Genomic DNA, 24,724 nt, shown 5'->3' with positions numbered 1-24,724 from the left:
CTAACCGCTTTTTAAAACAATGTTTAATCTTTTTTCGCGCTCAAGCTTTTGGCAATCTTCGCAAGTTCGACAAACTCCTCACGCATTTGATAGGGATCAGGCTTGGCAGATTGTTGTGCCAACTGAATAATTTGATCCCAGCCCATGGCTCCGTTATATTGCCCACCTTTTAGTTGCTGCGCATAGGAAGCCACTGCGATCGCAAAACGGGTATCGTTATTGGCCTGTGCAAGAGTTTTACTTTCAGCTTTCACCGCTTGATTGAGCAAAATACTTTTTTCTTGGTTTGGTAATTTATAGCGCAAGTTTACAAAAGCATATTCAGACTTTTTTGCTGTATCTGTTTTCGAAGATTCCTGATAACGTGAATCATTGAGCCAACCTTGCTGACCAACTGGAATGATTTCATAAATTGCTGTGACATTATGGCCTGCCCCAATATCGCCGGCATCAACTTTATCATTATTGAAATCTTCTTGCTTGAGCATCCGATTTTCATAACCGACTAGGCGATATTCTTTCACCGTTGCAGGGTTAAATTCCACCTGAATTTTGACATCCTGAGCAACGGTTGCTAATGTCGAGGAAAGCTGACGCTGTACTACTTTTTTCGCTTCATTTTTATTATCAATATAGCTATAGTTTCCATCCCCAGCATCTGCCAATTGCTCCATCAGTTGCTCATTATAGTTACCTGTACCAAAACCTAAAGTCGTTAACGAGATCCCGCTTTTTCGTTTCTCAGCAACCATGCCTTTTAAGGTATTGAAGTCGGTGATGCCTACATTAAAGTCACCATCTGTCGCCAATAGAATTCGGTTAATGCCATTTTTTACCAAAGCTTTTTCAGCTTGTTTATAAGCCAGTTGAATCGCTTGTTCACCTGCGGTTGCCCCACTTGCCTGCAAAGCGTTAATCACGGCTAAAATCTTGTCTTTTTCATTTCCAGAAGTAGGCTCTAAAACCAGTTTTTCACCGCTGGCATAAGTAATAATAGTGACTTTGTCTTGAGGACGTAATTGCTCGGTGAGTAAACGCAGGGTTTGTTTGACTAAAGGTAACTTATCAGGCGCATCCATACTCCCTGAGACATCCACCAAAAATACCAGATTGGCTGGAGGTAATTGTTTAGTAGTGAGATCTTTAGCTTGAATACCAATTTTAATCAGCTTGGCATTTTCCTTCCAAGGCGAATCTACTATTTCAGTACTAACTGAAAATGGATGAATGCTATTCGGCTGTGGATATTGATAATCAAAGTAATTGATCATCTCCTCAGCACGAACCGCATCAACAGGTGGCAAACGACCATCATTCAAAAAACGGCGGGTATTGGTATAACTGCCCGTGTCCACATCAATACTAAAAGTTGAAACAGCTTGATCCGCCACGCGATGAACCGGATTGACCTCATTTTTTTGGTATTTTTCAGTATTTTGTTCTAAATGTGGTCTCTCCATCGTTGGCATCACTGCAATATAAGATGCAGGTGCAATCATTTTACGCGTCTGAGCCAAGCCTTGATTTGACTGGGTAATCGGTGACGGCGATACAGGCATCGTTGTTTCAATCATCACTTGGTCATTGTGTTTGACAGGACTACTACAAGCCATGATCATGCAACTGAGCAAACTCAGTGTTAATATTTTTGTGGATTGGTGCATGCTTAAATTCCTAAATTCTATTTTGTCTTTTCAAATGAAGGTGATATTCAAAGATTGTATGCAAAAAAAGAAAGATACATGGTATTTGTATGTATCTTTCCTTCGATCTATTTAATTTAAAGGAGCTTGGTTTAATTCAAGACTGAAACGTTATTCAATCGCATAATTGATGGTGACCACCACGCGGGCAATTTTATTAATGGTGGCTTTGTCATAAGCGCCCCCATAATCACTGTCATCGTCAGAACCACTTTCAGGCAGGATATAAAATGCACCTTGGCTGGCTGAACGCATCATCCCGACCTTTACCCCACCAACTTTGGCAAACTCATTGGCTCGGCTATAGGCATTTTTGGTGGCATTGGCAATCAAGGACATTTTGATTTCTTCTAAATTCGACACCAGATATTCAGGTTTTTGTTCAATCGAAATGCCTTTTTCATCCAGTAAATAAGCATCTTTTGCCGCCTGTTCTATTTTCTTGATATCTCGACTGCTGATCACCAAAGACTGCAAGGCAATATAGCCTTTAAACTCCCGCTTGGTACGCCCTTCACCTGTATCGACTTCCTCATAATAAGAATCAGAACGTTTATTTCCGAGTTGCATATCTGCGGCTTTAAAACCATGTTCAACAAAGAAGGCCTGTAATGCTTTCATTTGTTGATCAAGTAATTGATAGGCTTCTGGAATCGTGTCAGAAGTGTGGTTGGTTTGTAAGTTGATTTCCCAACGTGCAGAATCGGCTTGAATCGGCTTTTCAGCTAAGCCTTTGACTGTAATTGAATTTTTAGTGCTATTAAACTGTTTAAGCGCATAACCCATCACACCGGCAGAAACAATGAAACCAAGACTCAGAATCAGGGCAAACACCCATAAACTTTTATATGTGATTGTTTTATTTTCCATTTTTAATATTACTCATCTTCATTATACATTTGTTATATTTAATCTGATTCAGCAAGTCAATAGAGCCCTTGGGCCCTACTGACGCATACAAGCTTAATGATTTTGCATCCTGTTCCAGACTTTAATCGCATCGCTGGTGGCTTTAACATCATGCGCCCGAACAATACTTGCTCCCTGCTGAATACTCAATAGATGCCCCATTACGCTCCCTACAGCACGTTCCTGTGCAGGCACACCATCTAAGGCTTCACCAATAAAACGTTTACGTGATAGGCCCGATAAGATCGGATAACCCATGCGATTGAGTTTCCAGAACTCATTCAGTAATTGGAAATTTTGCTGTGCATTTTTAGCGAAGCCAAAACCAGGGTCGATAATAATATTTTCTTTTCTCACCCCAACTGCAATCGCTTGATCTAAGCGTTGTTGTAGCTCGTAAATTACCTCTTCGGTCACATCCTGATATTGATCCAACTGGTTCATATTGGTGGGTTCACCGCGCATATGCATCAACACCACTGGGATATTTAATTCAGCAGCCGTTTCTAAGGCCTGAGGCCGAGTTAATGCACGCACATCATTCCAGATATGCGCTCCTGCTTGAACGGCTGCACGCATCACTTCTGGCTGACTGGTATCAATCGAGATGATCACATCGTATTTAGATAATGCTTCAACCACAGGAATCACACGACGAATTTCTTCTTCCAATGCAACTACTGAAGCATTCGGACGAGTCGACTCGCCACCGATATCAATAATGCTGGCACCATCTTGCATCATCTGCAATGCATGTTGAATAGCTTGGTCTTTTTGATGATGTTGCCCACCATCACTAAATGAATCAGGCGTGACATTTAAAATCCCCATCACTTGGGGTTGGGAGAGGTCTAAGCTAAAACGGCCACACTGTAACTGACATTGTGATAAGGGCATCAACTGCATGATCAAGACTCTTCCTACTTTGACAGGCTTATTTTAACAAGACTGCCTCTAGAACGTTGATGATTTATTTTCAGTTTAGGCCAAAATTGAGACAAAAAAAGAGCGACCGAAGTCGCTCTTTTTATTTTATCTTTGATTAGCCCATTGCTGGTAATGGTGGTGGAGTAGATGGACCATCTTTAGGTGGTTCAAATGCAGCCACTGGATTTTCAGCAACATAAACTTTAGGTGGTTGCGGCTCACGACCTTCCATGATGTCACGGATTTGATCACGGTCGATTGTTTCCCAATCCATCAACGCTTTCACCATTGCATGAGCGATATCTTTATTATTTTCCAAGATGTCACGTGCAACTTTATACTGTTCATCCAAGATACGGCGTACTTCTTCATCAACTTTTTGTTGAGTTGCTTCAGAAATCGTACGGCTACCCACATTACCGAAGAAACCATTTTGGTTTTCATCTTCATACACCATGACACCAAGGCGATCCGACATACCATACTTGGTTACCATTGCACGTGCCATTTTGGTTGCACGTTCAAAGTCATTCGATGCACCTGTCGACATTTGGTTAATGAACACTTCTTCTGCAATACGACCACCAAACAAGATTGAAAGTTCATTCAACATCTTATCTTTATAGTGGCTGGTCTGGTCTTGCTCAGGCAACTGCCAAGTCACACCCAATGCCCAACCACGTGGCATGATCGTTACTTTATGCACTGGGTCTGTACCTGGCAAAATTTCAGCAACAATCGCATGACCAGCTTCATGGTAAGCCGTCGCACGACGTTCTTCTTCACGAATCACCATCGATTTACGTTCAGGACCCATGTAGATCTTGTCTTTCGCATCTTCAAAGTCATGCATATCTACCGTATTTTTATTACGGCGAGCAGCAAACAATGCAGCTTCATTGACTAAGTTGGCAAGTTGCGCACCTGAGAATCCTGGCGTACCACGTGCAAGAACTTTAAGATCTACACCTGTAACAGAAGGAAGTTTCTTCAAGTGAACATTCAAGATTTGTTCACGACCACGAATGTCTGGTAAACCCACCATTACTTGACGGTCAAAACGGCCTGGACGAAGCAATGCTTTATCCAATACATCAACACGGTTGGTTGCAGCAATAACGATAACGCCTTCATTGCCTTCAAAACCGTCCATTTCAACAAGCATCTGGTTCAGGGTCTGTTCACGCTCATCATGACCACCACCTGTACCCGAACCACGATGACGACCGACAGCATCAATCTCATCAATAAAGATGATACATGGTGCATGGCGTTTTGCTTGCTCGAACATGTCACGGACACGAGATGCACCGACACCAACAAACATTTCAACGAAGTCAGAACCAGAGATACTAAAGAATGGAACCTTAGCTTCGCCAGCAATGGCTTTCGCCAATAATGTTTTACCAGTACCTGGAGGACCAACCATCAGTACACCACGTGGAATGGTTGCACCAAGGCGTTTGAATTTAGCAGGGTCTTTTAAGAAATCAACGATTTCAACCACTTCTTGTTTTGCTTCGTCACAGCCTGCAACATCACTAAATGTTAACTTGATTTGATCTTCAGATAACATTTTTGCTTTTGACTTACCAAAACTCATAGGACCGTTTTTGCCACCTGCACCACCGCCCATATTACGCATGAAGAACATGAATAATAAGATGATGAGCAATACAGGGAAACTCGCAATGAGAAGTTGCATCAAAATGCCTTGACGTTGTGGCGCTGTGCCTTCAACAACTACATTTTGTTTATTCAAGCTTGGTAGCAACTCAGTGTCTTCTACTTGAGGACGAACCGTCTCAAAGGCAGAGCCATTGGTTTTTTCACCATTAATATTTAAACCGTCAATTGTGACTTGTTTAATTTGCCCAGCATTCACCGCTGCAACGAAATCAGAATATTTCATCGCTGCAGGCTTATTGCGGTCACTGACGTTGCTAAAAATCAAAATCAGAACACCGAGTATGATGAGCCACAATACGGCATTCTTGAAGTAATCGCTCAAGGCTTTATTCCCATATCAATCTAATTTGATCATACCTAATCTTGGCTGACCTTCACAAAAACAGCAATGAATTTGCGTTGCAAAAAACTTAAAAGGTACAAAATGCACAATTTTTAACAACTTGGCAAGTACACTTTTATTGCAATGCCTTTTTACGACCTTGACCAATCAAAAAAACTTCTTTTGATCGAGCACGTGAAGCCGCAGGTTTGGCTGTTTTTAATACATCAAAACCATCGACCACTTGTTTTCTGAACTCATCAAATCCTGAACCTTGGAACACTTTAACAAGAAACTGTCCGTTGGGTCCGAGTACTTTCTGAGCAAAATCCAAAGCCAATTCACATAAGTAAATTTGACGCGGTTGATCAACAGCCCTATTACCTGATGTATTGGGGGCCATATCTGAAATTACAACGTCTACTTGACGCCCATTTAAAATATTTAACAATTTTTCGAAAACTTCTTCCTCGCGGAAGTCACCTTGCAAGAAGGTCACATCTGGAAGAGCATCCATTGCCAGAATATCTGAAGCAATCACTAGACCTTTTGAGCCGACCAATTTACCTGCAATTTGCGACCAACTACCTGGTGCCGCGCCTAAGTCGACAACCGTCATCCCAGGTTTGATCATTTTATATTTTTCTTGGATTTCAAGTAACTTATATGCCGCGCGTGCGCGATAACCTTCCTTTTGTGCTTTCTTCACAAAATGGTCATCTAAGTGCTCTCGCATCCACACACGACTGCTTTTAGACAATTTTTGATTGGTAATGCGTGTCGCCATAACTCACTAAATTTCAAAAAACTTCTGATGAGTCATTGTACGTGAAAATTACTCTCATTACAGTACGGATGTACTTCATTCAGAAACTTTTACAGATTTTTTTCGATCATCATCATTGGATATTTCAGCAATTTTCACATATTTGTTTCAAGTGCCTGCCTTCTGAATCTATCTTAGAATCGGGATGCAAGTTATACTAGGTCGTTTTTCCAATCAGGTATTTTTAATGGCGGCTTTATCTATCCATGAACGTAAACGTTTACGTCAAATTGGTCATGCACTTAATCCAGTAGTAATGGTTGGTGGCCAAGGTCTTACAGAAAACGTCATTGAAGAAACAAATCGTGCGCTGAATGATCATGAACTCATCAAAGTCAAAATTGCAGGTGAAGATCGTGACGCACGTGCAGCAGTGATTGACGCGATTGTTGAAGCAACTGGTGCAGAATCTGTACAGAAAATTGGTAAAATTGTTTTGCTCTATAAAAAAGCAGCGAAACAAAACCAACACCTGTCTAACTTGGTTCGTTTTGCTCATTTAAATAATAAGTAATTACGATGGCAAGTTATGAACTGTCTGCCTTTGATCGCTTTAGTGCCATTACGGTCGTTGGAGCAATTGAACAACAAACACCAGCAACCTTAAATGTTGGTTTTTGGGTTCGTGACCCAAATCAATTTCTGATTTACCCAAATCAAGTCACAGCACATCCACGTCAAGACTTTTTATGGGAACACACTTGCTTTGAAATTTTTGTCGGCGTGAAAGATCAAGATTTCTATCGGGAAATTAATCTATCACCTTCTCAGGCTTGGCAAGTTTATCAATTTGAAGAATATCGTTTTCCTGAAAATATGCCGCCGATTGCAGCATATGACATTGAATTGAATCATTTACAGCGCACTCATTATGGCTTAAATGTCAGTTTAGATTTGTCACAATTTATGCGCGAGCATGAATTAAAATGGGCTGACATATACCTTGGTTTGACTGCTGTTCTGGAAACTACGCAAGGTATGCAGTATTTTGCGATGCAACACAGTAGTCCTCAAGCTGACTTTCATAACAAACGTGATTGGTTACATCAGTTTTAAATTTAAAAATAAAAAAAGCGAGAAAAATTCTCGCTTTTTTTATGCCTGCAATTAATTAGCTAGCACGTACTTTATTCCAAGCTTCAACCGCTTGTTCTTTAGTGCGTTTAAAGCTACCCACCAACGTATCTTTGTGCTTCACTGAAATCTGGCTAATGTCATCTTTCAGTTCTTTGCTTACCTTGGTCAGGTCTTCAATCAATGCATTTAATTCAATTTTCAATGCATTTTTAAGTTCAAGTAAGTTACCTTGCGATGAATTAAGTTGAGTCTTAATCACTTCAATACGCTCTAGAAGATCTTGCTTGATTTGAGTCAGCTGGTTTTGAATGTTTTGATTCAATTCTTTCGCTTCAGCCTCAATTTTTTCTTGAGTTTCAGCTAACGCTTCTTTCACTTGGTCTTGGGTCTCAGCAATAACTTCTTTCGCTTGCTCTTGAGTTTCCGCAATCACTTCTTTTGCCTTCGCTGTTTTTTCTGCAACGACTTCTTTCGCTTTTGCAGTTTTTTCAGCAACCACTTCTTTGACTTCAGCAGTCTTTTCAGCAACAGCTTCTTTCGCTTTCGTGGTTTTTTCAACTACAGCAGTTTTTACTTCTTCAGCAGTTGCAGGTGTCGTTTGATTCTCAGCCATTTTGATTACCCTCTTTATTGATTGTTGATTTTTTGGCTAGATATAAGATAAAACGGCCACATCCCAAACACAAAAAAAATTGTCTGACAATTTGCATAATATCTCATGATATCGATAGAAGGATGATTGATTTTGCAATAGACACTGCCCAGCGAATGCTTATAAAAGAAATTGGGAAATTCTGACTTTAATAAATAAAACACATAGACTTTTCACGGACTCATGCGTATAATGCGCTGTTAAGTTACAAGCGAGCAGACTGGAAGGAGGGGCATGTTTTTTTAAAGACGGCCTGCCTTTTTTTATGTCTTCTCGCTTTTTTACAGCCCTATTTTTGTGGTCTTAGTTCAGGAGCTTTGGTTTGAGCACCCCCGCCATTTTAGCCCTCGCAGATGGAACGATCTTTAAAGGAACGTCTATCGGTGCATCGGGTAGTACGACTGGTGAAGTCGTTTTTAACACTGCCATGACTGGTTATCAAGAAATTTTGACCGACCCAAGCTACGCACAACAAATTGTGACGTTGACTTATCCTCATATTGGAAATACTGGCTGTAATAGTGAAGACGTTGAATCAGGTCGCATCCATAAAGTATGGGCGAATGGTTTAATTATTCGTGATCTGCCTTTATTACATAGTAATTTCCGTGCTGAACAATCACTGAGTGAATATTTAGAACAACATAATGTTGTTGCGATTGCTGATATTGATACGCGTAAATTGACTCGTATTCTACGTGACAAAGGTGCACAAAATGGTTGCATCCTTGCTGGCGAAAATATTACAGAAGAAGAAGCAATTGCAAAAGCACGTGCATTTGGTGGTTTAAACGGTCTAGATCTTGCGAAAGAATGCTGTGATCCGACAGGTTTTGAATGGACTGAAGGTTCTTGGACTTTGGGCGAGGGTTTCTCTCAACCAGAATTAAAATTTCATGTTGTTGCATACGATTATGGTGTCAAAACCAACATCTTACGTATGCTTGCAGACCGTGGTTGTAAATTGACTGTTGTTCCTGCACAAACACCTGCTGAAAAAGTGCTCGCACTCAATCCAGATGGCGTATTCTTATCAAATGGTCCTGGTGATCCAGCAGCATGTGATTATGCAATTGAAGCTGTGAAAACCATTGTTGATACAACGAACTTACCTGTATTCGGTATTTGCTTGGGTCACCAAATTTTGGCTCTCGCTTCTGGCGCGAAAACCATGAAAATGAATCATGGTCACCACGGCGCTAACCATCCTGTACAAAACCTTGAGGAAGGTACAGTGATGATTACTTCTCAAAACCACGGCTTTGCTGTTGACGAGAGTACTTTACCTGCAAACTTAAAAGTGACACATCGCTCACTGTTTGATGGTACAAACCAAGGTATTCATCGCACTGACAAACCAGCATTCAGTTTTCAGGGTCACCCTGAAGCCAGCCCTGGTCCACATGACTGTGCCCCATTGTTCGATCATTTCATCGAACTTATCGAAGCAGCTAAGAAGTAATTACGGAGCGAATAATGCCTAAACGTACGGATATTAAAAGCATCTTAATTATTGGTGCTGGTCCTATTGTCATTGGTCAAGCCTGCGAATTTGACTATTCTGGTGCGCAAGCATGTAAAGCGCTTCGTGAAGAAGGTTATCGCGTTATTTTGGTGAACTCTAACCCAGCGACCATTATGACTGACCCTGCAATGGCGGATGCGACCTATATTGAGCCAATCACATGGCAGACAGTTGCACAAATCATTGAAAAAGAACGTCCAGATGCAGTCCTTCCAACCATGGGTGGTCAAACTGCATTGAACTGTGCCCTTGCGTTAGATGAGCACGGCGTCCTTGAAAAATATAATGTTGAACTAATTGGCGCATCAAAAGACGCGATTGAAAAAGCAGAAGATCGTAAACTGTTTGATATCGCAATGCGTAAAATTGGTTTGGAATGTCCAAAAGCAGCCATTGCAGAAACAATGGAAGAGGCTTTGGCAATCCAAGCAGGTTTTGGCTTCCCAGTCATCATCCGTCCATCATTCACAATGGGTGGCTCAGGTGGTGGTATTGCCTATAACCGCGAAGAATTCCTAGAAATCTGTGAACGTGGTTTCGATCTTTCTCCAACCAAACAATTATTGATTGATGAATCATTGATTGGTTGGAAAGAATACGAGATGGAAGTTGTTCGTGACAAAAACGACAACTGTATCATCGTCTGTGCAATCGAAAACTTCGACCCAATGGGCGTTCACACAGGTGACTCAATCACGGTTGCACCTGCTCAAACATTGACTGACAAAGAATATCAATTGATGCGTAATGCCTCTGTTGCAGTTCTTCGTGAAATCGGTGTAGAGACTGGTGGTTCGAACGTTCAATTCGGTATTAACCCGAAAGACGGTCGTATGGTTGTGATCGAGATGAACCCACGTGTTTCTCGCTCATCTGCACTTGCGTCTAAAGCAACAGGTTTCCCGATCGCGAAAATCGCAGCGAAACTTGCGGTCGGTTATACCCTTGATGAATTGAAAAATGACATCACTGGCGGTATTACACCAGCATCTTTCGAACCATCGATTGACTATGTTGTCACTAAGATTCCACGTTTTAACTTCGAAAAATTCCCACAAGCTGAGCCAGTACTAACGACTCAGATGAAATCTGTGGGCGAAGTGATGGCAATTGGTCGTAACTTCCAAGAATCAGTACAAAAAGCACTTCGTGGTTTAGAAGTAGGCGTTAGTGGCTTTGATGAAAAAGTTGAAGCTGGTACAGCCAATGCCAAAGACATCATCCTAAAAGAGCTTAAAGTTCCTGGTCCAGAGCGTATCTGGTACGTTGCAGATGCATTCCGTCATGGTTTCTCATTAGACGACGTATTCGAAGCAACCAAGATCGACCGTTGGTTCTTGATCCAAATCGAAGACATCATTAAAACTGAAGCACAAGTGAAGACTTTAGGCTTTGGTGACTTAAACGCTGACAATATCCGTTCATTCAAGCGCAAAGGTTTATCTGACCTTCGTATTGCTGGCTTGATGGGTATTTCACAAAAACAATTCCGTAAGCAACGTTGGAACTTGGGTGTCTATCCAGTTTACAAACGTGTTGATACCTGTGCAGCCGAGTTTGAATCGGGTACTGCTTACATGTATTCAACTTACGATGAAGAATGTGAAGCGAATCCATCAAACCGTGACAAGATCATGGTGATTGGTGGTGGTCCTAACCGTATTGGTCAAGGGATCGAGTTTGACTACTGCTGTGTACACGCTGCGCTTGCAATGCGTGAAGACGGTTATGAAACGATCATGGTGAACTGTAACCCTGAAACGGTTTCAACCGACTATGACACATCTGACCGTTTATACTTCGAGCCTGTAACACTTGAAGATGTACTTGAAATCGTACGTACCGAGAAGCCTAAAGGCGTGATCGTACAGTACGGTGGTCAAACACCTTTGAAATTGGCACGTGCTTTGGAAGAAGCAGGTACACCAATCATTGGTACATCTCCTGATGCAATTGACCGTGCAGAAGACCGTGAACGTTTCCAGCAAATGATTCAACGTCTTCAACTTCGTCAACCAAACAACAGCATTGTAAAATCTGCTGAAGAAGGTATTTCAGAAGCAGCTAAAGTGGGTTATCCACTGGTTGTTCGTCCATCTTATGTATTGGGTGGTCGTGCAATGGAAATCGTCTATAACGAAGAAGAGCTTAAACGTTACCTTCGTGAAGCAGTACAAGCGTCGAATGAAGCCCCTGTCCTGCTTGACCGTTTCCTTGACGATGCAACTGAAGTTGACGTGGACTGCGTATCTGACGGTAAAGACGTTGTGATCGGCGGTATCATGCAGCACATTGAACAAGCTGGTATTCACTCAGGTGACTCAGCATGTTCGATTCCTCCGTACTCGCTTTCTCAAGAAGTACAGGATGAAATGCGTCGTCAAACTGTTGCGATGGCAAAAGAACTTGGCGTTATCGGTTTGATGAACGTTCAGTTTGCTGTTAAAGGCAACGACATTTATGTACTTGAAGTGAACCCACGTGCATCACGTACCGTTCCTTTCGTATCGAAGTGTATTGGTGACTCTTTAGCAAAAGTTGCTGCTCGCTGTATGGCGGGTCAATCGTTGGAATCACAAGGTTTCACCAAAGAAATCATTCCAACGCATTTTGCAGTTAAAGAAGCAGTATTCCCATTCGCTAAATTCCCTGGCGTAGATCCAATGCTTGGGCCTGAGATGAAATCTACAGGTGAAGTGATGGGCGTTGGTAAAACATTTGGTGAAGCATTCTATAAAGCAGTGCTTGGTTCGAATGAACGTTTACCTGGCTTACCAACTGAAGGCGAAGTGAAACATGCATTCTTATCTGTTCGTGAATCAGATAAGAAATACATTGCTGACATTGCAAAACAGTTAATCGCTTATGGCTTTAAGCTTGTTGCAACCAATGGTACACATCGCGTTCTGAAAGAAGCAGGAATTGAATGTGAAGCAGTCAATAAAGTGACCGAAGGTCGCCCACATATTGTTGACCGCTTGAAAAATGGTGAAATTCATCTTATTGTCAACACAACTGAAGGCAAACAAGCTCAGTATGACTCTGCCATGATTCGTCGTGCTGCCCTACAAGGCAAGGTGTATTACACCACGACAATTAACGGTGCAGAAGCAGTTTGCCAAGCATTTGCTGTGAAATTGCCAATGGATGTATACCGCTTGCAAGATTTACAAACTGTAGGTTAATTCTCTACCGATAAAGTCCCGTCACCTTATCGGTGGCGGGCTTTTTCTTTTTTTAATCCTGTATTTTCCCAACCAATTTAGAGGGGACCAGAATGCAACGTTATCCTATGACTCCCGAAGGCAAGGTTGCCTTAGAGAAAGAATTACAACAGCTCAAGACAGTGGATCGCCCACGTATTATCCAAGCGATTGCTGAAGCTCGTGAACACGGTGATTTAAAGGAAAATGCTGAATATCATGCTGCGCGTGAACAGCAAGGTTTCTGCGAAGGTCGTATTCAGGATATCGAAGGTAAACTGGGCGCAGTACAAGAAATTGATGTCAAAACACTTGAGCAAAATGGCCGTGTTGTCTTTGGCGTGACTGTAACGATTGAAAATCTTGATACCGAAGAACGTAAGACTTATAAAATCGTCGGTGATGATGAAGCAGATTTTAAAATCAATAAAATCTCAGTGAACTCACCGATTGCACGTGGTCTTCTAGGTAAAAACGAAGGCGACGAAGCAAAAATTCAAACACCTCAAGGTGAAGTTGAATACGAAATTGTGAGTGTGGAATATATCTAATTCATCCACCTGATTAAGTGATTAAAGAACTCTTCATTATTTGAAGAGTTCTTTTGTTTCAGGCATTCTATTTCTAAATACAATAACAATGAGATAAAGAATGCAAGATCGACTCATAAGTGCATTTATGTATGCAATTGCAGGAATTATTCTGGGTATTGGGATTGCCATCACATGGGGGTTTCATGTGAATTCTACGACCAGCTCTGCGCTCATTATTTTGAATACAGCTCTACTTTGTGCAGTTCTAGGCTTTGTATTTCCCAATCAAATTCAACGTTTGTTTACTTGGCTTTGGAAATTTTTCTCCTACTAGCACTCTCTCCTTATATAAGAGCTATAATGCTACGGCTTTCTTTTAATATTTTGTCTAGATATGGATCCATTAATCAACTCTCCTGTTAAACACTGGTGCGAGTTCGAATTTATTGCTAAAACAGTAAACAATCCAAATATCCATATCAAAGGCAATTACTCCTATTATTCAGCTTACTGGGATCAGGGTTTCGAACGCTGTGTGGTGCGTTATCTGCATGACAAAGCGGCTACACCTGAAAAGCCAATTGATCAGCTGCATATCGGTAACTTTGTCTGCTTTGGCGCGGAATGCGTGATTATGATGGGTGGCAACCAACTGCACCGCCCTGACTGGATTTCAACCTTTCCTTTTGATACACGTAGCTTTCAACCTGCGGGTGATACAGTCATAGCCGATGGTTGCTGGATTGGCAGCCGTGCCATGATCATGCAAGGGGTGAAACTCGGTGAAGGTGCTGTGATAGCAACAGGTGCTGTGGTCACCCAAGATGTGCCCCCTTATGCCATTGTCGGGGGTGTCCCAGCCAAAGTCATCAAATACCGCTTTCCTGAACAAGACATTGAAAAACTGCTTTCCCTTAAACTTTATGATTTAGATGAAAAGCAGATTTTAAAAATGCGTGAACAATTACAGACGGATGATGTGGATGCGCTGATTCAATTCTTTGAGTGCAATTAAGCCAGCTTTTATAGATAAATCATGATGATACATGCTTTTATTTTTATGGAAATTTCATCTATTCTTAAACTCTTTCAAGCTTAACCATAATGCTATAAATAATAACTATCCCTATAAAAATGCTAGGTTTTATTTTTTTAACAACAGGTTTAATATAGAAATATAGTCTGTATTTTAAACAATTTTTAATCCCGAAATTCAATTCAAAATCATAAATATAAGGAGTATCCCTCATGGCTTATCAAAAAATCTTAGTGGCGATCGATGACTCTGAAATTGCAGCAAATGTCATTCGAGAAGCAGCACAACTGGCCAAAGCCTTAAACAGTGAACTGACGGTTGTCGAAGTGATGACCTTAGATCCTTATCTTGCAGATGCCTATATTCGTATGGGACAAAGCAATGATTTGATTGAACGTGTCAGAGGTTATGTTCAAGAGAATTTAACGAAAGCTGAGCAAAAATTTGAAGAACACGGTCTGACCGTTGCAACCCAAATTCTGGAAGGTTTTTCAGTCCATCAGGAAATTATTGGTGCAGCGCAAAACCTAGGTGCAGATTTGATTATTATGGGTTCTCATGGCCGCACAGGTTTTAAACAATTTGTACTCGGTAGTGTGGCACAGAAAGTTTTAGCAGAAAGCCACATTCCAGTATTAATTGTGCGTTGATAATTCATATTAATCATTTAGATATATTAAAAAGCATGATAAATATTTATCATGCTTTTTAATTGTTTTATTACTAAGCTTTTTATTGAATTGGTTTTGCTTTTTCTAAAACTTCTTCAGAAAGCACATTTGTAGAAACGATTGTTAATGATTGAGCATTGGCTTGAAGATTTTCTTTCTTTAAGTCATTTAGAACAACATTGGTATCTTTTGTATTTAAACTATACATCGCCCCTGTCGCAGGATCGACAATTAACAAGCCAATTACCCCACCAAATAAAATATTCCCGATGTACCAACCATTCATGCTCGAAGTAACTTTGATTTCTTTCTTTTCATAACCTTCTTTTTCAAAGATAACTGTATATCTTTCAGGAACAAAGAAACCGGCTCCACGATTCAGGCTCACGGTTACAGGTGCTTTTCCAACATGGATTTTCTTGCCATCACGATTTAAAATCGTAATATCACTAAGTTCTGGCGTACTTTGGAAAGTCATGGTTTGGGTTTTACCCGAGATAATACTTGCACATCCAGATAAACTCAGTGCGACAACCCCGAAAATAACAGACAGTTTTTTCATTTAAATACCAAAATTATTTCAATGTAACTTTATGTATCCAGATTGTAAATAAACCGTAAATTAATTTCAATATTAATTCTGATCTGTCCAAAACGATTTAAGGCTGCCAAGCAAATATTTTTAAACTGACCTTGCCATTTAATAAATACACCCCTTCTGCTTCTAATAAACATTGCTGAACATTTTCACCTTTCTCATTGATTCGGGTCACACTGATTTTTCCTTGTGAGTTAATCACACGATACCAAGGAATTTCACTGTCTTTATCTAAATGCTTGAGTACATAACCCACTAAACGTGGATGTTTGGGTAAACCAGCCAATTTGGCAATTTGTCCATAACTTGCCACTTTTCCATAAGGAATCAAGGCAATCACTTCTAAAATTTGCCGATGTAGTTCATTGGTATCTTGCACCATACAAGCTCCAAAAATCTGCTAAGATAATCAAAATCATGCGAAAAGCTAGCTTTACAATAATTAAAACGCGACCATTTGAGAGAACAAAAAATGCGGTTAAAAATCACTGCCCTGACGCTATTATGTCTGATCTTTAGTGCATCTTGTACCACTCAAAAAGCCCCGATAAAAAAATTACCGTATCAGTATCCGCTAGATGCAGACCATTTACCTGTGGTCAATGTCAGTTTTATTGTGACCAGCAATCGTCCAGAAGTAAAAGCCCTAGATCGTAAAGCACAAATGTATAAAGAACTGGCGATCTTGAACCAATACTTTGTCGATGAAAATAATCAAAAAATCTTTAAGTTTAAAATTCATCGTTATTATTCCTATCAAGATTTTAGTAAACGCAAATGTGATCTCGCCAACCAATTAAGCCAAGCGAAAGCAATTGTTCCAGACAATCTGCCAAGTGCGGTCAGAACTTGCTTCCCTCGCCGAAAGAGCAAAGAAGTGCTGTTTATTATTTATGATTCTTATGGTGAAAAATTAAAAGATGCTGATATCACCAGTTGGGGATTCCGCAATCAAGGACAACCATTTATTTTGATTGATTGGCAACGTCTGAATTACCAAACCCAAGCTGCCAGTATCCATGAAATGGGACACGCCTTCGGTCTCAGCCATGTTTGTTCACCTAAAGCCACCAAAACCACGCCAACCAATATTATGAGCAGTTATGATTGTCGCTTAGGCAGTGGAGGCTTACGTAATCTGGGATTTAACAAAGAACAGCTGAATATCATGCTCAACAATTACAACCAATATCCTTAAAAGGTGAACTGTAGATAATGGCCTAAATCATCCTGCCCCACACTGTAATTTTCTGGATCTAATTGATGGGTCAATAAGGTTTTCGCTTGTTCAAATTGTAGTTCATCAACACTATGCGGTTGCCAAAAGGTTTTCTGATTATGGGTATAAATCGGATAGAGTTTTAATCGGGATTCTTTTAAATTGATGCGTACCACAGCCCCGTAGGGTAAGGCCTGATATTTTTCAAAATGACCATTGCTATTAAATACCCCATTGCCAATGCCAAAGATGACTGGCTTTTGATAAATGGATTGAATTGGTTGCAGGGTATGAGCGCCATGGCCAATCACCACATCAGCCCCAATCTGAGTCAGGACCTTGGCCAGTTTTTCTTGCTCAGGATGGATCGATTTAAAATCCACACCCCAATGACAAATCACTATAATTTTATGGGTTGGATGTGCCAAACGATATTGCATCAGCTGTTCGAATAAAATCGCATTGAGACAGGCTACCCCAGCACTGTTACCGAGAGCATAAAAATCATACTCCTGATAGGCTGGTCTTCTATGCCAATAGCCATTAAAAATAGCCAGACATTGCTCCTGATCATTTTTAATTTCTAGACATTGATGTGCCTGTTGTTGGTTCTCACCTGCCCCAATAACATCAATCTTGGCATGCGCTAACTGAGTTAAAGTATGTTTTAGACTGGCTTCACCATAGTCTTTTAAATGATTATTGGCCAAACACAAAGTATTGAGATGAATACGATTAAATTCAGCTAAAGTTTCCTGAGCTTTTGCCCCCAAAATATAGGCTTTTCTGCCTGCTAAAATTGAATTCTCTTCAAGATTGAAAACCGCTTCTAAATTGGCAATATTAATATCATCTGGGCCAAAAAATTGTTTAATTGCTTCAAAAGAATGGCGATAACCATAACGTTGCAAAGCATCCTCTATGCCTTTGTTTTTTCTTTTTTCGGTATAGAACTCACCCAAATAAGTATCGCCAAGAATATTGATCCATTCAGTTTTGGCTTGCAGCTGTTTAGTTGGCAATAGCCCTTGTTGAAAATAATGATAATACGGGGCTAAATGATCAATTCGATGTAGCTGATCTAATAGTAGAAAAATACCTAAGCTCTGATTTTCATGACGATAAGAAAAAAAGTTATCTCGACGTTGATCTGTCAAATAAATCACTGCATCCAGTTGTGTACAGCTAGATAATGAATGGATCGGAGCAATCTCCTGCCCATTGATCTTGAGTACTTTTACAAAAATCTGCTTCAGCAATTCGATCGGCAGATTAAAGATGGATTCAGCCAAACCATAGAGTTTTTGCAGGGTATTTTTGGTCGCAACAGATTGATACTGAATGTTCAATCCAAACTGCTCTGCCTTACTGGCGATTTCAATTTCTGCCTGTTGCCAATTTTCAAACAGGTGGCAACCCAGCAGCTGTTGTGCAGCATTGTTTGGGCTAAAACTGAGATACTGCAATAACTGTAAAACGGAATTGCTTGAATTCCAGATCAAATCAGGCTGATCACTTTGCTTCGCTTGGAAATTCGCATCAATAATTATCCCATCTTCAAGTAATAACCGACCTTCAACCACCGCCTCTAAAGCTAAATACAATAAAATCCAAGCAGAGCAATCCCCTACAATTTCTGTCTGCCAAACAGGAGATTGAAAGTCTTGATTGCCTATCTGGCTGATGATTTTGATTTCTTGAGGTGTACTCATCAATTTCACCCTCAAACTTCCGTTTCAAAGTGCTGAACATAAGCAACATAACCTGAAAGATTATGTTCTTGGTCATCAATCCGTACACGGAAACGATCATGCCGTACATAGAAGGCATTCAAGATTTTATCTGGTCGTGCCATATACATGGCCACTTCTGGATAGAAAAATCCTGTGCGCTGAAACTCAGCCCGAAACTCAATCAACTTTTTTAAATCTTCAAATTGTGCCTTTTCGAACAAATGTCCTAAACCCAGTGCTCGAATTCGGAGAACCATTTGGTAAGCTGCCATCATCATTTCCAACAAAGTGGCATAGGCCGTTTTACGGTTACGGATAAATACCAGATGCCTTAAATAATTATTCAGACCAAACTGAAAATATTTTTCTTCGGGGCAAATTTTGGTCAACTCATTGCTACAGTAGCTGAGCCAGTGATCATGATAACGATCATATTTTTTTTCAATGAATCGTTCAAACATGCATTTGACGGTTTGCAGTAATTTTTGCTCTGCATGAAGTTGATAAAGACGTAATAAGGCCAAGGCTGCTTCGCCATCATAATAAATGATGCGGAATTTCTCTTTAATCTCATAGCTTGGGTAATGCAGTACATGTGTGGTTTCACCTGCATCATTGACCAGCGATAAAACTCCATTGGCTAAGGCCTGTGCGTGCTCCAAATAGCACTGATCCCCTGTGATTTCCTCATACTTTGTGAGCATTAAAATTGCGGCGGCATTGGCACCTAACTTGATTTCATCTAGACCAGTGGCTTCATTGCCATCCAGCATATAGGCCAAGTTCGCCTGTTTCTCGATATAGAAATGCTGCAAAGCATAATCAATCGCCAACTGAATTTTTTCGATAAAAACGTGATGTGATTGAATTGCTAAAGTTTCGAGCAAGGCATACACCGAGGTACAATGCCGAACTGTGTTATAGCTTCGGATTTCACGATCATAGGCGGGGAAAAAACCATAAGCGAATCGCCCATCCTGCTGGATTTGCTGATAGAGAAATTGCGCATTCCCTGCAATCATTTTTTTAAAATGCTGCTTTTTCGGTTCCAGTAGATAACGCACACCATTTTCAGTGAACTGACTGTGCAAAGGAATCAACTGCCCTGCCTCATAAATCACAGCATAAGTATCAAACGTCCACAGCTGTTGAAGTTCCTTAATTTTGATGTTGTGTTGCTGATTCGGATATTTTCTTAAAAGGCTATTATTTAAGTTTTTTTCATCAAGAAAATTAGGGCTGTTATAGCTCAGCGCACGAATAATCGCTCTGCCATATAACTCTTGCTCTAAGAAACAACAGTTAAAATCCGCATCGAAACTGATTCCTTTCCGATAATGATTATTATGGAATTGGTTTTTTAAAGTCTGTTCAAGATTTTGCCAATTTTCTTGTTGGATATGAAAGGCAATATCAAATTTTAGAAATGTAGGCAGCTTTTCAGTTACAGCGATGTGTTGCTCAAGAAAATTTAATAATTGCATTTGAATATCAGCAAAATCTGAGCAGGCTGAATTCCAGACTTGGCAACGTTGCGTGTGTTCTCCATAGGAACAGAAAATCACCGCTTTAGACACATCAATATGCGGCTGTACCTGCTTAAAAAAGTGTTCACTCAGCAAATGTGTCAATTGTTCAAGTGCTGAAATCGTTGTAATGCTCATATCTTTGGTTTTTAGAATTTTTAAGTGTTTTACACACCATATCACATATTTTTATGATCTTCTCAAAATGAAAAAGAGAACCCGAAGGTTCTCTTTTTTAAAGTGAAGGATTTGAATTAGTAAATGATTTGTCCATTATTCAGTAAATCATTCAGTGTCAATGTTGCTGTCGGGTGATCTAAATGAATCGTCAACAACTGAGTACTTGAATAAGTAAGACCTAAACCATCACGATCTACACTAATAGTCGCACTTTGAGTCGAAGCATCATAGTTAACCGATACATACGAACCAATCGTTAAGCTATTTGGCGTACCGAGTAATAAGTTACTAATATCAATCTTGTCTGCTTGACTATCAGTTGCCACATTACCTAAATGGAAGTCTGTCCAAGTATCCACACCACCACCTGTGGTATTACCACCTGTTGCATTTACCACATTCGCTGCAGTGAGCGTATTGTAAATCAAGGTATCCGAGCCATTACCAAGTGTGAAGGTATCATTTGCAGAAGTACTGACTGCAAGGCTATTCAACTCTTGACTCAAATGAATCGTTAACGTGCTGGTAGACTCAGCACCAGTCACAGAGACCAGTTTGTAGTTAATCGAATCAAAGGTTGCATTCGCTGCACTATCAAATGCTTTGTAGTAATACGAACCATCATTGTAAAGATACAATGTACCTTCACCTGTATTGATTGCTTGACCTGCTGCAATTTGGTAATTGCCCGGTGATACTTCCACATACAATTGCGAAGCATCTTTGATATCTGCCACTCCACCTGTTGTATCGCCTAACAAGATATTGCCATGAATCCAATCTGTTAAGCTGTCTGGTGTATATTGATTTAGATGTGTCACAGCAGTAGATACTTGCGTATCAATAGTGACCGAACCGACAGCAATTGTTGTCAGTGTATATGACACTCTATACAGACCTGCTTCTAGATGAGAAACTTCTTCATTTAGAATCGTACCGCCTAAACCTAAAGAAGCCAACGCAGTTTTTGAACCTGAATACACTGTATTCACCCACGTTACACCATTATCATTAGATTTTTGAATCACATAACTTACAGTAGGTCCAACTCCTAGACCTGATTGGAGGAAGGCCTTAATTGCAACATCATTGACTGTATTCGCTGCTACAGTAAATGAATCAGAGTTCACGGTACGACTACCAATCAAAGTTACTGATGGATTTGGAACTGATACATCCACAGCCGCATCAGTGACTTGTTTCATGCTAATCGTTGCATCATTGCTATCCGCATTCGCGACTGGTGCAGGGATAACAGCATCTGCGCCAGGGTTAGCAATATTCCAATTAATATCCACATCTGGCGAACCAATTTGGATATGTAAGTTTGCAGTATCAGTTCGACCTGTGACAGGATCGACCACGGTATAAGTAAAGCTATCTACTTTACCAATATTCAGAGTATTCGCAGTCGCTTGATAACTATAGCTACCATCTGAGTTAATGGTTAAGCTACCGTATGCACCGACAATAACAGTCGCTAAGCCTGTGCTTACACCCGCTGTATTACCATTTTCAGCTGTCACCGAAGTCACAACCGTTGTGGTCGTAATATAGTCTGGGGTATAGCCAGGGCCATACACACCTGAATTATTATCTGCGAGCACATTGCCTGTGATTGGATCTACCACCAATGTCGGTACTTGAGTAATGTCACCATGATTCAAGGTGATATCAGCAGTGACGTTACCAAGCGCTGTAAGAAGTGTATTACTCTCCATAAACAATTCATAAGTACCCGCACCAAGGTTATCCACTTTGAATTTCACTTCAGAACCAAAGATACCGAGTAAATCAAGGATGCCCGCATTAGAACTATCCGCAATCACGGTACGCGTACCATCTGGATTAACTCGAGTTAACACCACATGTAAACCATCGACAACTGTGGCAACTGAACCAAAGTTCACAGCGAAGATTGCTTCTGTGACATGCCCAGGGGCAACCGTGAACTGTGCTGTACCCTCTTTAGCCCCAATCACAAGACCACCAACACCGAGTAACCAGCTGTAGCTGATTGCATTATCAAAGAACTGAGTGGTCGTTGGATAAACCAGATCAATCTCAGCTGACGCAACGTTATCCATTGCATCTACAGGTACTGGACCAGTAATCACAGCAGGTTGAGATGGATCTGCTGGATTCCAAGTCATATCGACACTACTACTATCCAAGTGAACATATAGAATAGCTTGTGAAGTATTACCTGTCGCTGGATCTTTTAAGGTATAGGTAAATTCATCAACTTTACCAAGATTTAATCCATTGGCATTTGGTGTGTAGGTATAGTTACCATGTTGATCAATGACCAAAGTACCATAAGTACCTACAACGGTCGTTGTACCTGTTGCACTTACTGGATCACTATTCACCATTGAGATAATGGCATTGTGACTTGCTGCATCAACAGCACCATTTAGACCAACATCTTTAATGACGTTACCAGAGATAGGATCAACTGAATATCCAGCGATCACATATGGATTATAAACATCCATTGTACCTGTTAATGTTCCACCTAAGCCAACACCCAACAAGCCTTCATAACCGACAAAGGCACGATATTGACCTGCTTCCAGACCTTCAATCACTGCAGTTGCCACCCCACCAATGAGGGATAGATCAACCAATGTCGCCTGTGGATTAGTGCCTCCGATAGAGACCCATTGTCCTGTCGTTGCATCGTATTTTTGAACAACTAATGAATAATCACTCAAGACATTTGCAGTCAGTAATCCACTGAATGTAAATGTTGCAGTTCCTTCACGATCTGCATCGACATTAAATGCAATTGTGGCATTACCTAACAGTTGTAAATTCAATCCAGCCAGAGAAACTGCGGCTAGATAACTTGCACTACCTAGTGCAACATCATCGGCAACCAACAAGGCTTCTGGATTAATTTCTGCAACAGCAAGGTTATCTGCTGCTTTCACAGAGCTTAATTGGATGTTCAATGTCGCTTGAGCTAGATCACCCGTTGCTGAATCTCTTAAGACATAGGTAAAGTGATCGACTTGGCCAATCCCTGCCGCAGCTGAGTTCGGTGTATAGACATATGAACCATCAAGATTAATGACCAAAGTACCATAGGTACCAGTAATCACAGTACCATCTGCTAATACAGCTTGATTATTGACTGTATGAATAACAGTTGTTGGTGTGACCACATCGACCTGACCACTATCATTAATATCTGAAATCACATTACCAGTGGCAGTTTCTGTATAGAATCCACCAATTTGAGTGGTATCGTAGATATCCATTGTCGCAGTTAAGGTACCAAGTAAGCCGATACCTGCAAGGCCTGTATAGGTCATGAATGCACGATATTGACCTTCCTCAAGACCATCTAGAGCTACACCAGGCGTAGAACCTAATAAAGTCAGTTTGATGATATCGGCTTGACCACCACCATACACCGAAGTCCACTGACCAGTCACTGGATCCAATTTCTGAACCACAAGTGAGTAATCAGCCAGTGCATTCACACCAATCAGCGCGCTATAGGTAAATGTTGCATTACCTTCATTATTTGCTGCAACGCTAAAACCAATGGCTTCCGAACCTATCTGTAAATCAAGTCCAGCGAGTGAAACAAGTGCTAAATATGTTTTACTACCGAGCGCCGCATCGTCCTGTACCAATAATGGTTGAGGAGCAAGAACTGCTGTATCAAAGTTGTCATAGGCAATAATCGAGCTGCTTGCAAGCGTATAAGTTTGCGTACCTTGAAGATTGCTACTATTACCAACCGCATCGGTAAAGGTTGCTGTTGCTTGGATGGTTAGATCAGCATCTAGCGCAAGTTGACCACCTGGTACTCCAATACTCCATGTATTGGTAAGCAAATCAACATTTGCAGTGTAATCTATACCATTTACAGTCACTTGAACTGTAGTCGTTACCGCATCAGTTGGAATCGTCAATGTACCTGTAATCGTTACCTGACCAGATGCTTCAATTGCATCGAGAACATTGTCTCCAGTAATTAAATCAATCGCAATCGCAGCAGTGTTGATATCTGGAGGTGTAGTATCAATATTGATTGATGAATTAGCGCTATCAATATTGCCCTGTGCATCGACTGCTTCTGCATGAATCGCTAATGAGCCATCAGCCAAGACTGCAACTGCTGCTGTGATATAGCCATTCACTAGATCCGCTGCAGTCACCGTGAAGGTATTACCGTTCACAGTCACCACCGTACCAATCACTGCATCTGGTCCCAATGCCACGCGTGCATCGAAGCTACCATCTGTACCTAACTCAGTCGCATTCAAGATGCCATCACCGTTTAAGTCGTCTGGTACTGTGATTGCACCAATCAAGTTAGCTGGTGATGTATCCACCGTAATGGTCACATCCGCATTCGCTGTATCGATGTTGCCTTGC

20 protein-coding genes are annotated in these 24,724 nt (G+C 40.8%); 9 read left to right on the top strand and 11 right to left on the bottom strand.

The window, feature by feature from the left end:
- Positions 1 to 23 precede the first annotated feature (23 nt).
- The 5 genes from F885_RS00905 to rlmE form a co-directional block, all read right to left on the bottom strand.
- Positions 24 to 1,664 (bottom strand): vWA domain-containing protein, encoded by a 1,641-nt coding sequence (locus F885_RS00905; RefSeq protein WP_005322801.1) that lies wholly within the window; start codon positions 1,662 to 1,664, stop codon positions 24 to 26.
- Positions 1,665 to 1,814: 150 nt separating this feature from the next.
- On the bottom strand, positions 1,815 to 2,573 hold the full coding sequence (locus F885_RS00910) for an SIMPL domain-containing protein (RefSeq protein WP_004801588.1): 759 nt from the start codon (positions 2,571 to 2,573) through the stop codon (positions 1,815 to 1,817).
- Positions 2,574 to 2,666: 93 nt separating this feature from the next.
- Positions 2,667 to 3,518: a dihydropteroate synthase gene (gene folP, locus F885_RS00915; protein ID WP_005322797.1), complete on the bottom strand. Its 852-nt coding sequence runs from the start codon at positions 3,516 to 3,518 to the stop codon at positions 2,667 to 2,669.
- Positions 3,519 to 3,654: 136 nt separating this feature from the next.
- Positions 3,655 to 5,550, bottom strand: coding sequence for an ATP-dependent zinc metalloprotease FtsH (gene ftsH / locus F885_RS00920; protein WP_004801591.1), 1,896 nt, complete (start codon positions 5,548 to 5,550; stop codon positions 3,655 to 3,657).
- A gap of 136 nt (positions 5,551 to 5,686) precedes the next feature.
- Positions 5,687 to 6,337, bottom strand: a complete 651-nt coding sequence (gene rlmE / locus F885_RS00925) for a 23S rRNA (uridine(2552)-2'-O)-methyltransferase RlmE (RefSeq protein ID WP_005202002.1) — start codon at positions 6,335 to 6,337, stop codon at positions 5,687 to 5,689.
- Positions 6,338 to 6,563: 226 nt separating this feature from the next.
- Between rlmE and yhbY the strand changes: the two genes are divergently transcribed.
- Together yhbY and F885_RS00935 are read left to right on the top strand one after the other, a co-directional pair.
- Complete coding sequence (yhbY, locus tag F885_RS00930; protein WP_004651934.1) at positions 6,564 to 6,890, top strand: ribosome assembly RNA-binding protein YhbY; 327 nt, start codon at positions 6,564 to 6,566, stop codon at positions 6,888 to 6,890.
- A gap of 5 nt (positions 6,891 to 6,895) precedes the next feature.
- Positions 6,896 to 7,432 carry a DOMON-like domain-containing protein gene (locus F885_RS00935; RefSeq protein ID WP_005202000.1) on the top strand — a complete coding sequence of 179 codons (537 nt, stop codon included), beginning with the start codon at positions 6,896 to 6,898 and terminating at the stop codon, positions 7,430 to 7,432.
- A 55-nt stretch (positions 7,433 to 7,487) separates the two neighbouring features.
- Here the strand turns inward: F885_RS00935 and F885_RS00940 are convergent, their stop codons facing one another.
- Positions 7,488 to 8,066 (bottom strand): hypothetical protein, encoded by a 579-nt coding sequence (locus tag F885_RS00940; RefSeq protein WP_005322796.1) that lies wholly within the window; start codon positions 8,064 to 8,066, stop codon positions 7,488 to 7,490.
- 361 nt (positions 8,067 to 8,427) lie between these two features.
- Between F885_RS00940 and carA the strand changes: the two genes are divergently transcribed.
- The 6 genes from carA (at position 8,428) to F885_RS00970 (ending at position 15,052) form a co-directional block, all read left to right on the top strand.
- Positions 8,428 to 9,567, top strand: coding sequence for a glutamine-hydrolyzing carbamoyl-phosphate synthase small subunit (gene carA / locus F885_RS00945; protein WP_005322795.1), 1,140 nt, complete (start codon positions 8,428 to 8,430; stop codon positions 9,565 to 9,567).
- 14 nt (positions 9,568 to 9,581) lie between these two features.
- On the top strand, positions 9,582 to 12,815 hold the full coding sequence (gene carB, locus F885_RS00950; protein WP_004801603.1) for a carbamoyl-phosphate synthase large subunit: 3,234 nt from the start codon (positions 9,582 to 9,584) through the stop codon (positions 12,813 to 12,815).
- 92 nt (positions 12,816 to 12,907) lie between these two features.
- Positions 12,908 to 13,384, top strand: coding sequence for a transcription elongation factor GreA (gene greA, locus F885_RS00955; protein ID WP_004651928.1), 477 nt, complete (start codon positions 12,908 to 12,910; stop codon positions 13,382 to 13,384).
- Positions 13,385 to 13,484: 100 nt separating this feature from the next.
- Positions 13,485 to 13,700, top strand: a complete 216-nt coding sequence (locus tag F885_RS00960; RefSeq protein ID WP_005322794.1) for a hypothetical protein — start codon at positions 13,485 to 13,487, stop codon at positions 13,698 to 13,700.
- A gap of 60 nt (positions 13,701 to 13,760) precedes the next feature.
- The gene (locus tag F885_RS00965) at positions 13,761 to 14,381 is read left to right on the top strand and encodes a CatB-related O-acetyltransferase (protein WP_005322793.1); all 621 of its coding nucleotides are present in this window, start codon (positions 13,761 to 13,763) and stop codon (positions 14,379 to 14,381) included.
- Positions 14,382 to 14,614: 233 nt separating this feature from the next.
- A complete protein-coding gene (locus F885_RS00970; protein WP_005322791.1) occupies positions 14,615 to 15,052 on the top strand; it encodes a universal stress protein in 438 nt (145 codons plus the stop codon).
- A gap of 82 nt (positions 15,053 to 15,134) precedes the next feature.
- On the opposite strand, the gene F885_RS00975 is transcribed toward F885_RS00970, so the two are convergent.
- Entirely contained in the window at positions 15,135 to 15,635 is a 501-nt protein-coding gene (locus F885_RS00975; protein ID WP_005322790.1) for a hypothetical protein, read from the bottom strand.
- Positions 15,636 to 15,732: 97 nt separating this feature from the next.
- A complete protein-coding gene (locus F885_RS00980) occupies positions 15,733 to 16,053 on the bottom strand; it encodes an MGMT family protein (RefSeq protein ID WP_005322789.1) in 321 nt (106 codons plus the stop codon).
- A 90-nt stretch (positions 16,054 to 16,143) separates the two neighbouring features.
- Here F885_RS00980 and F885_RS00985 point away from each other — a divergent pair, with 90 nt between their 5' ends.
- Complete coding sequence (locus F885_RS00985) at positions 16,144 to 16,869, top strand: zinc metalloprotease (protein WP_004801614.1); 726 nt, start codon at positions 16,144 to 16,146, stop codon at positions 16,867 to 16,869.
- Here F885_RS00985 and F885_RS00990 read toward each other — a convergent pair.
- The 3 genes from F885_RS00990 to F885_RS01000 all read right to left on the bottom strand — a co-directional run.
- The gene (locus tag F885_RS00990) at positions 16,866 to 18,602 is read right to left on the bottom strand and encodes a CapA family protein (protein WP_005322787.1); all 1,737 of its coding nucleotides are present in this window, start codon (positions 18,600 to 18,602) and stop codon (positions 16,866 to 16,868) included. The two genes, F885_RS00985 and F885_RS00990, sit on opposite strands and share 4 nt — an antisense overlap.
- A gap of 11 nt (positions 18,603 to 18,613) precedes the next feature.
- Positions 18,614 to 20,287 carry a hypothetical protein gene (locus F885_RS00995; RefSeq protein WP_005322786.1) on the bottom strand — a complete coding sequence of 558 codons (1,674 nt, stop codon included), beginning with the start codon at positions 20,285 to 20,287 and terminating at the stop codon, positions 18,614 to 18,616.
- A gap of 116 nt (positions 20,288 to 20,403) precedes the next feature.
- Positions 20,404 to 24,724, bottom strand: a 4,321-nt coding sequence (locus F885_RS01000; protein ID WP_005322785.1) for a beta strand repeat-containing protein, incomplete at its 5' end; no start/stop codon positions are given.

Source organism: Acinetobacter higginsii, from assembly GCF_000369845.1.
Taxonomy (GTDB): domain Bacteria; phylum Pseudomonadota; class Gammaproteobacteria; order Pseudomonadales; family Moraxellaceae; genus Acinetobacter; species Acinetobacter higginsii.
The sequence above is the reverse complement of the archived record's forward strand: the minus strand, read 5'-3'. Positions and strand labels throughout refer to the sequence as shown.

Bases quoted from the DNA above. Each gene is read 5' to 3' on its own strand.
- F885_RS00940 (WP_005322796.1), bottom strand. From the start codon at position 8,066: ATGGCTGAGAATCAAACGACACCTGCAACTGCTGAAGAAGTAAAAACT.
- F885_RS00975 (WP_005322790.1), bottom strand. From the start codon at position 15,635: ATGAAAAAACTGTCTGTTATTTTCGGGGTTGTCGCACTGAGTTTATCT.
- carB (WP_004801603.1), top strand. From the start codon at position 9,582: ATGCCTAAACGTACGGATATTAAAAGCATCTTAATTATTGGTGCTGGT.
- greA (WP_004651928.1), top strand. From the start codon at position 12,908: ATGCAACGTTATCCTATGACTCCCGAAGGCAAGGTTGCCTTAGAGAAA.
- F885_RS00995 (WP_005322786.1), bottom strand. From the start codon at position 20,287: ATGAGCATTACAACGATTTCAGCACTTGAACAATTGACACATTTGCTG.
- F885_RS00935 (WP_005202000.1), top strand. From the start codon at position 6,896: ATGGCAAGTTATGAACTGTCTGCCTTTGATCGCTTTAGTGCCATTACG.
- folP (WP_005322797.1), bottom strand. From the start codon at position 3,518: ATGCAGTTGATGCCCTTATCACAATGTCAGTTACAGTGTGGCCGTTTT.
- F885_RS00985 (WP_004801614.1), top strand. From the start codon at position 16,144: ATGCGGTTAAAAATCACTGCCCTGACGCTATTATGTCTGATCTTTAGT.
- F885_RS00910 (WP_004801588.1), bottom strand. From the start codon at position 2,573: ATGGAAAATAAAACAATCACATATAAAAGTTTATGGGTGTTTGCCCTG.
- F885_RS00965 (WP_005322793.1), top strand. From the start codon at position 13,761: ATGGATCCATTAATCAACTCTCCTGTTAAACACTGGTGCGAGTTCGAA.
- yhbY (WP_004651934.1), top strand. From the start codon at position 6,564: ATGGCGGCTTTATCTATCCATGAACGTAAACGTTTACGTCAAATTGGT.
- F885_RS00960 (WP_005322794.1), top strand. From the start codon at position 13,485: ATGCAAGATCGACTCATAAGTGCATTTATGTATGCAATTGCAGGAATT.
- F885_RS00970 (WP_005322791.1), top strand. From the start codon at position 14,615: ATGGCTTATCAAAAAATCTTAGTGGCGATCGATGACTCTGAAATTGCA.
- rlmE (WP_005202002.1), bottom strand. From the start codon at position 6,337: ATGGCGACACGCATTACCAATCAAAAATTGTCTAAAAGCAGTCGTGTG.
- F885_RS00980 (WP_005322789.1), bottom strand. From the start codon at position 16,053: ATGGTGCAAGATACCAATGAACTACATCGGCAAATTTTAGAAGTGATT.
- F885_RS00990 (WP_005322787.1), bottom strand. From the start codon at position 18,602: ATGAGTACACCTCAAGAAATCAAAATCATCAGCCAGATAGGCAATCAA.
- F885_RS00905 (WP_005322801.1), bottom strand. From the start codon at position 1,664: ATGCACCAATCCACAAAAATATTAACACTGAGTTTGCTCAGTTGCATG.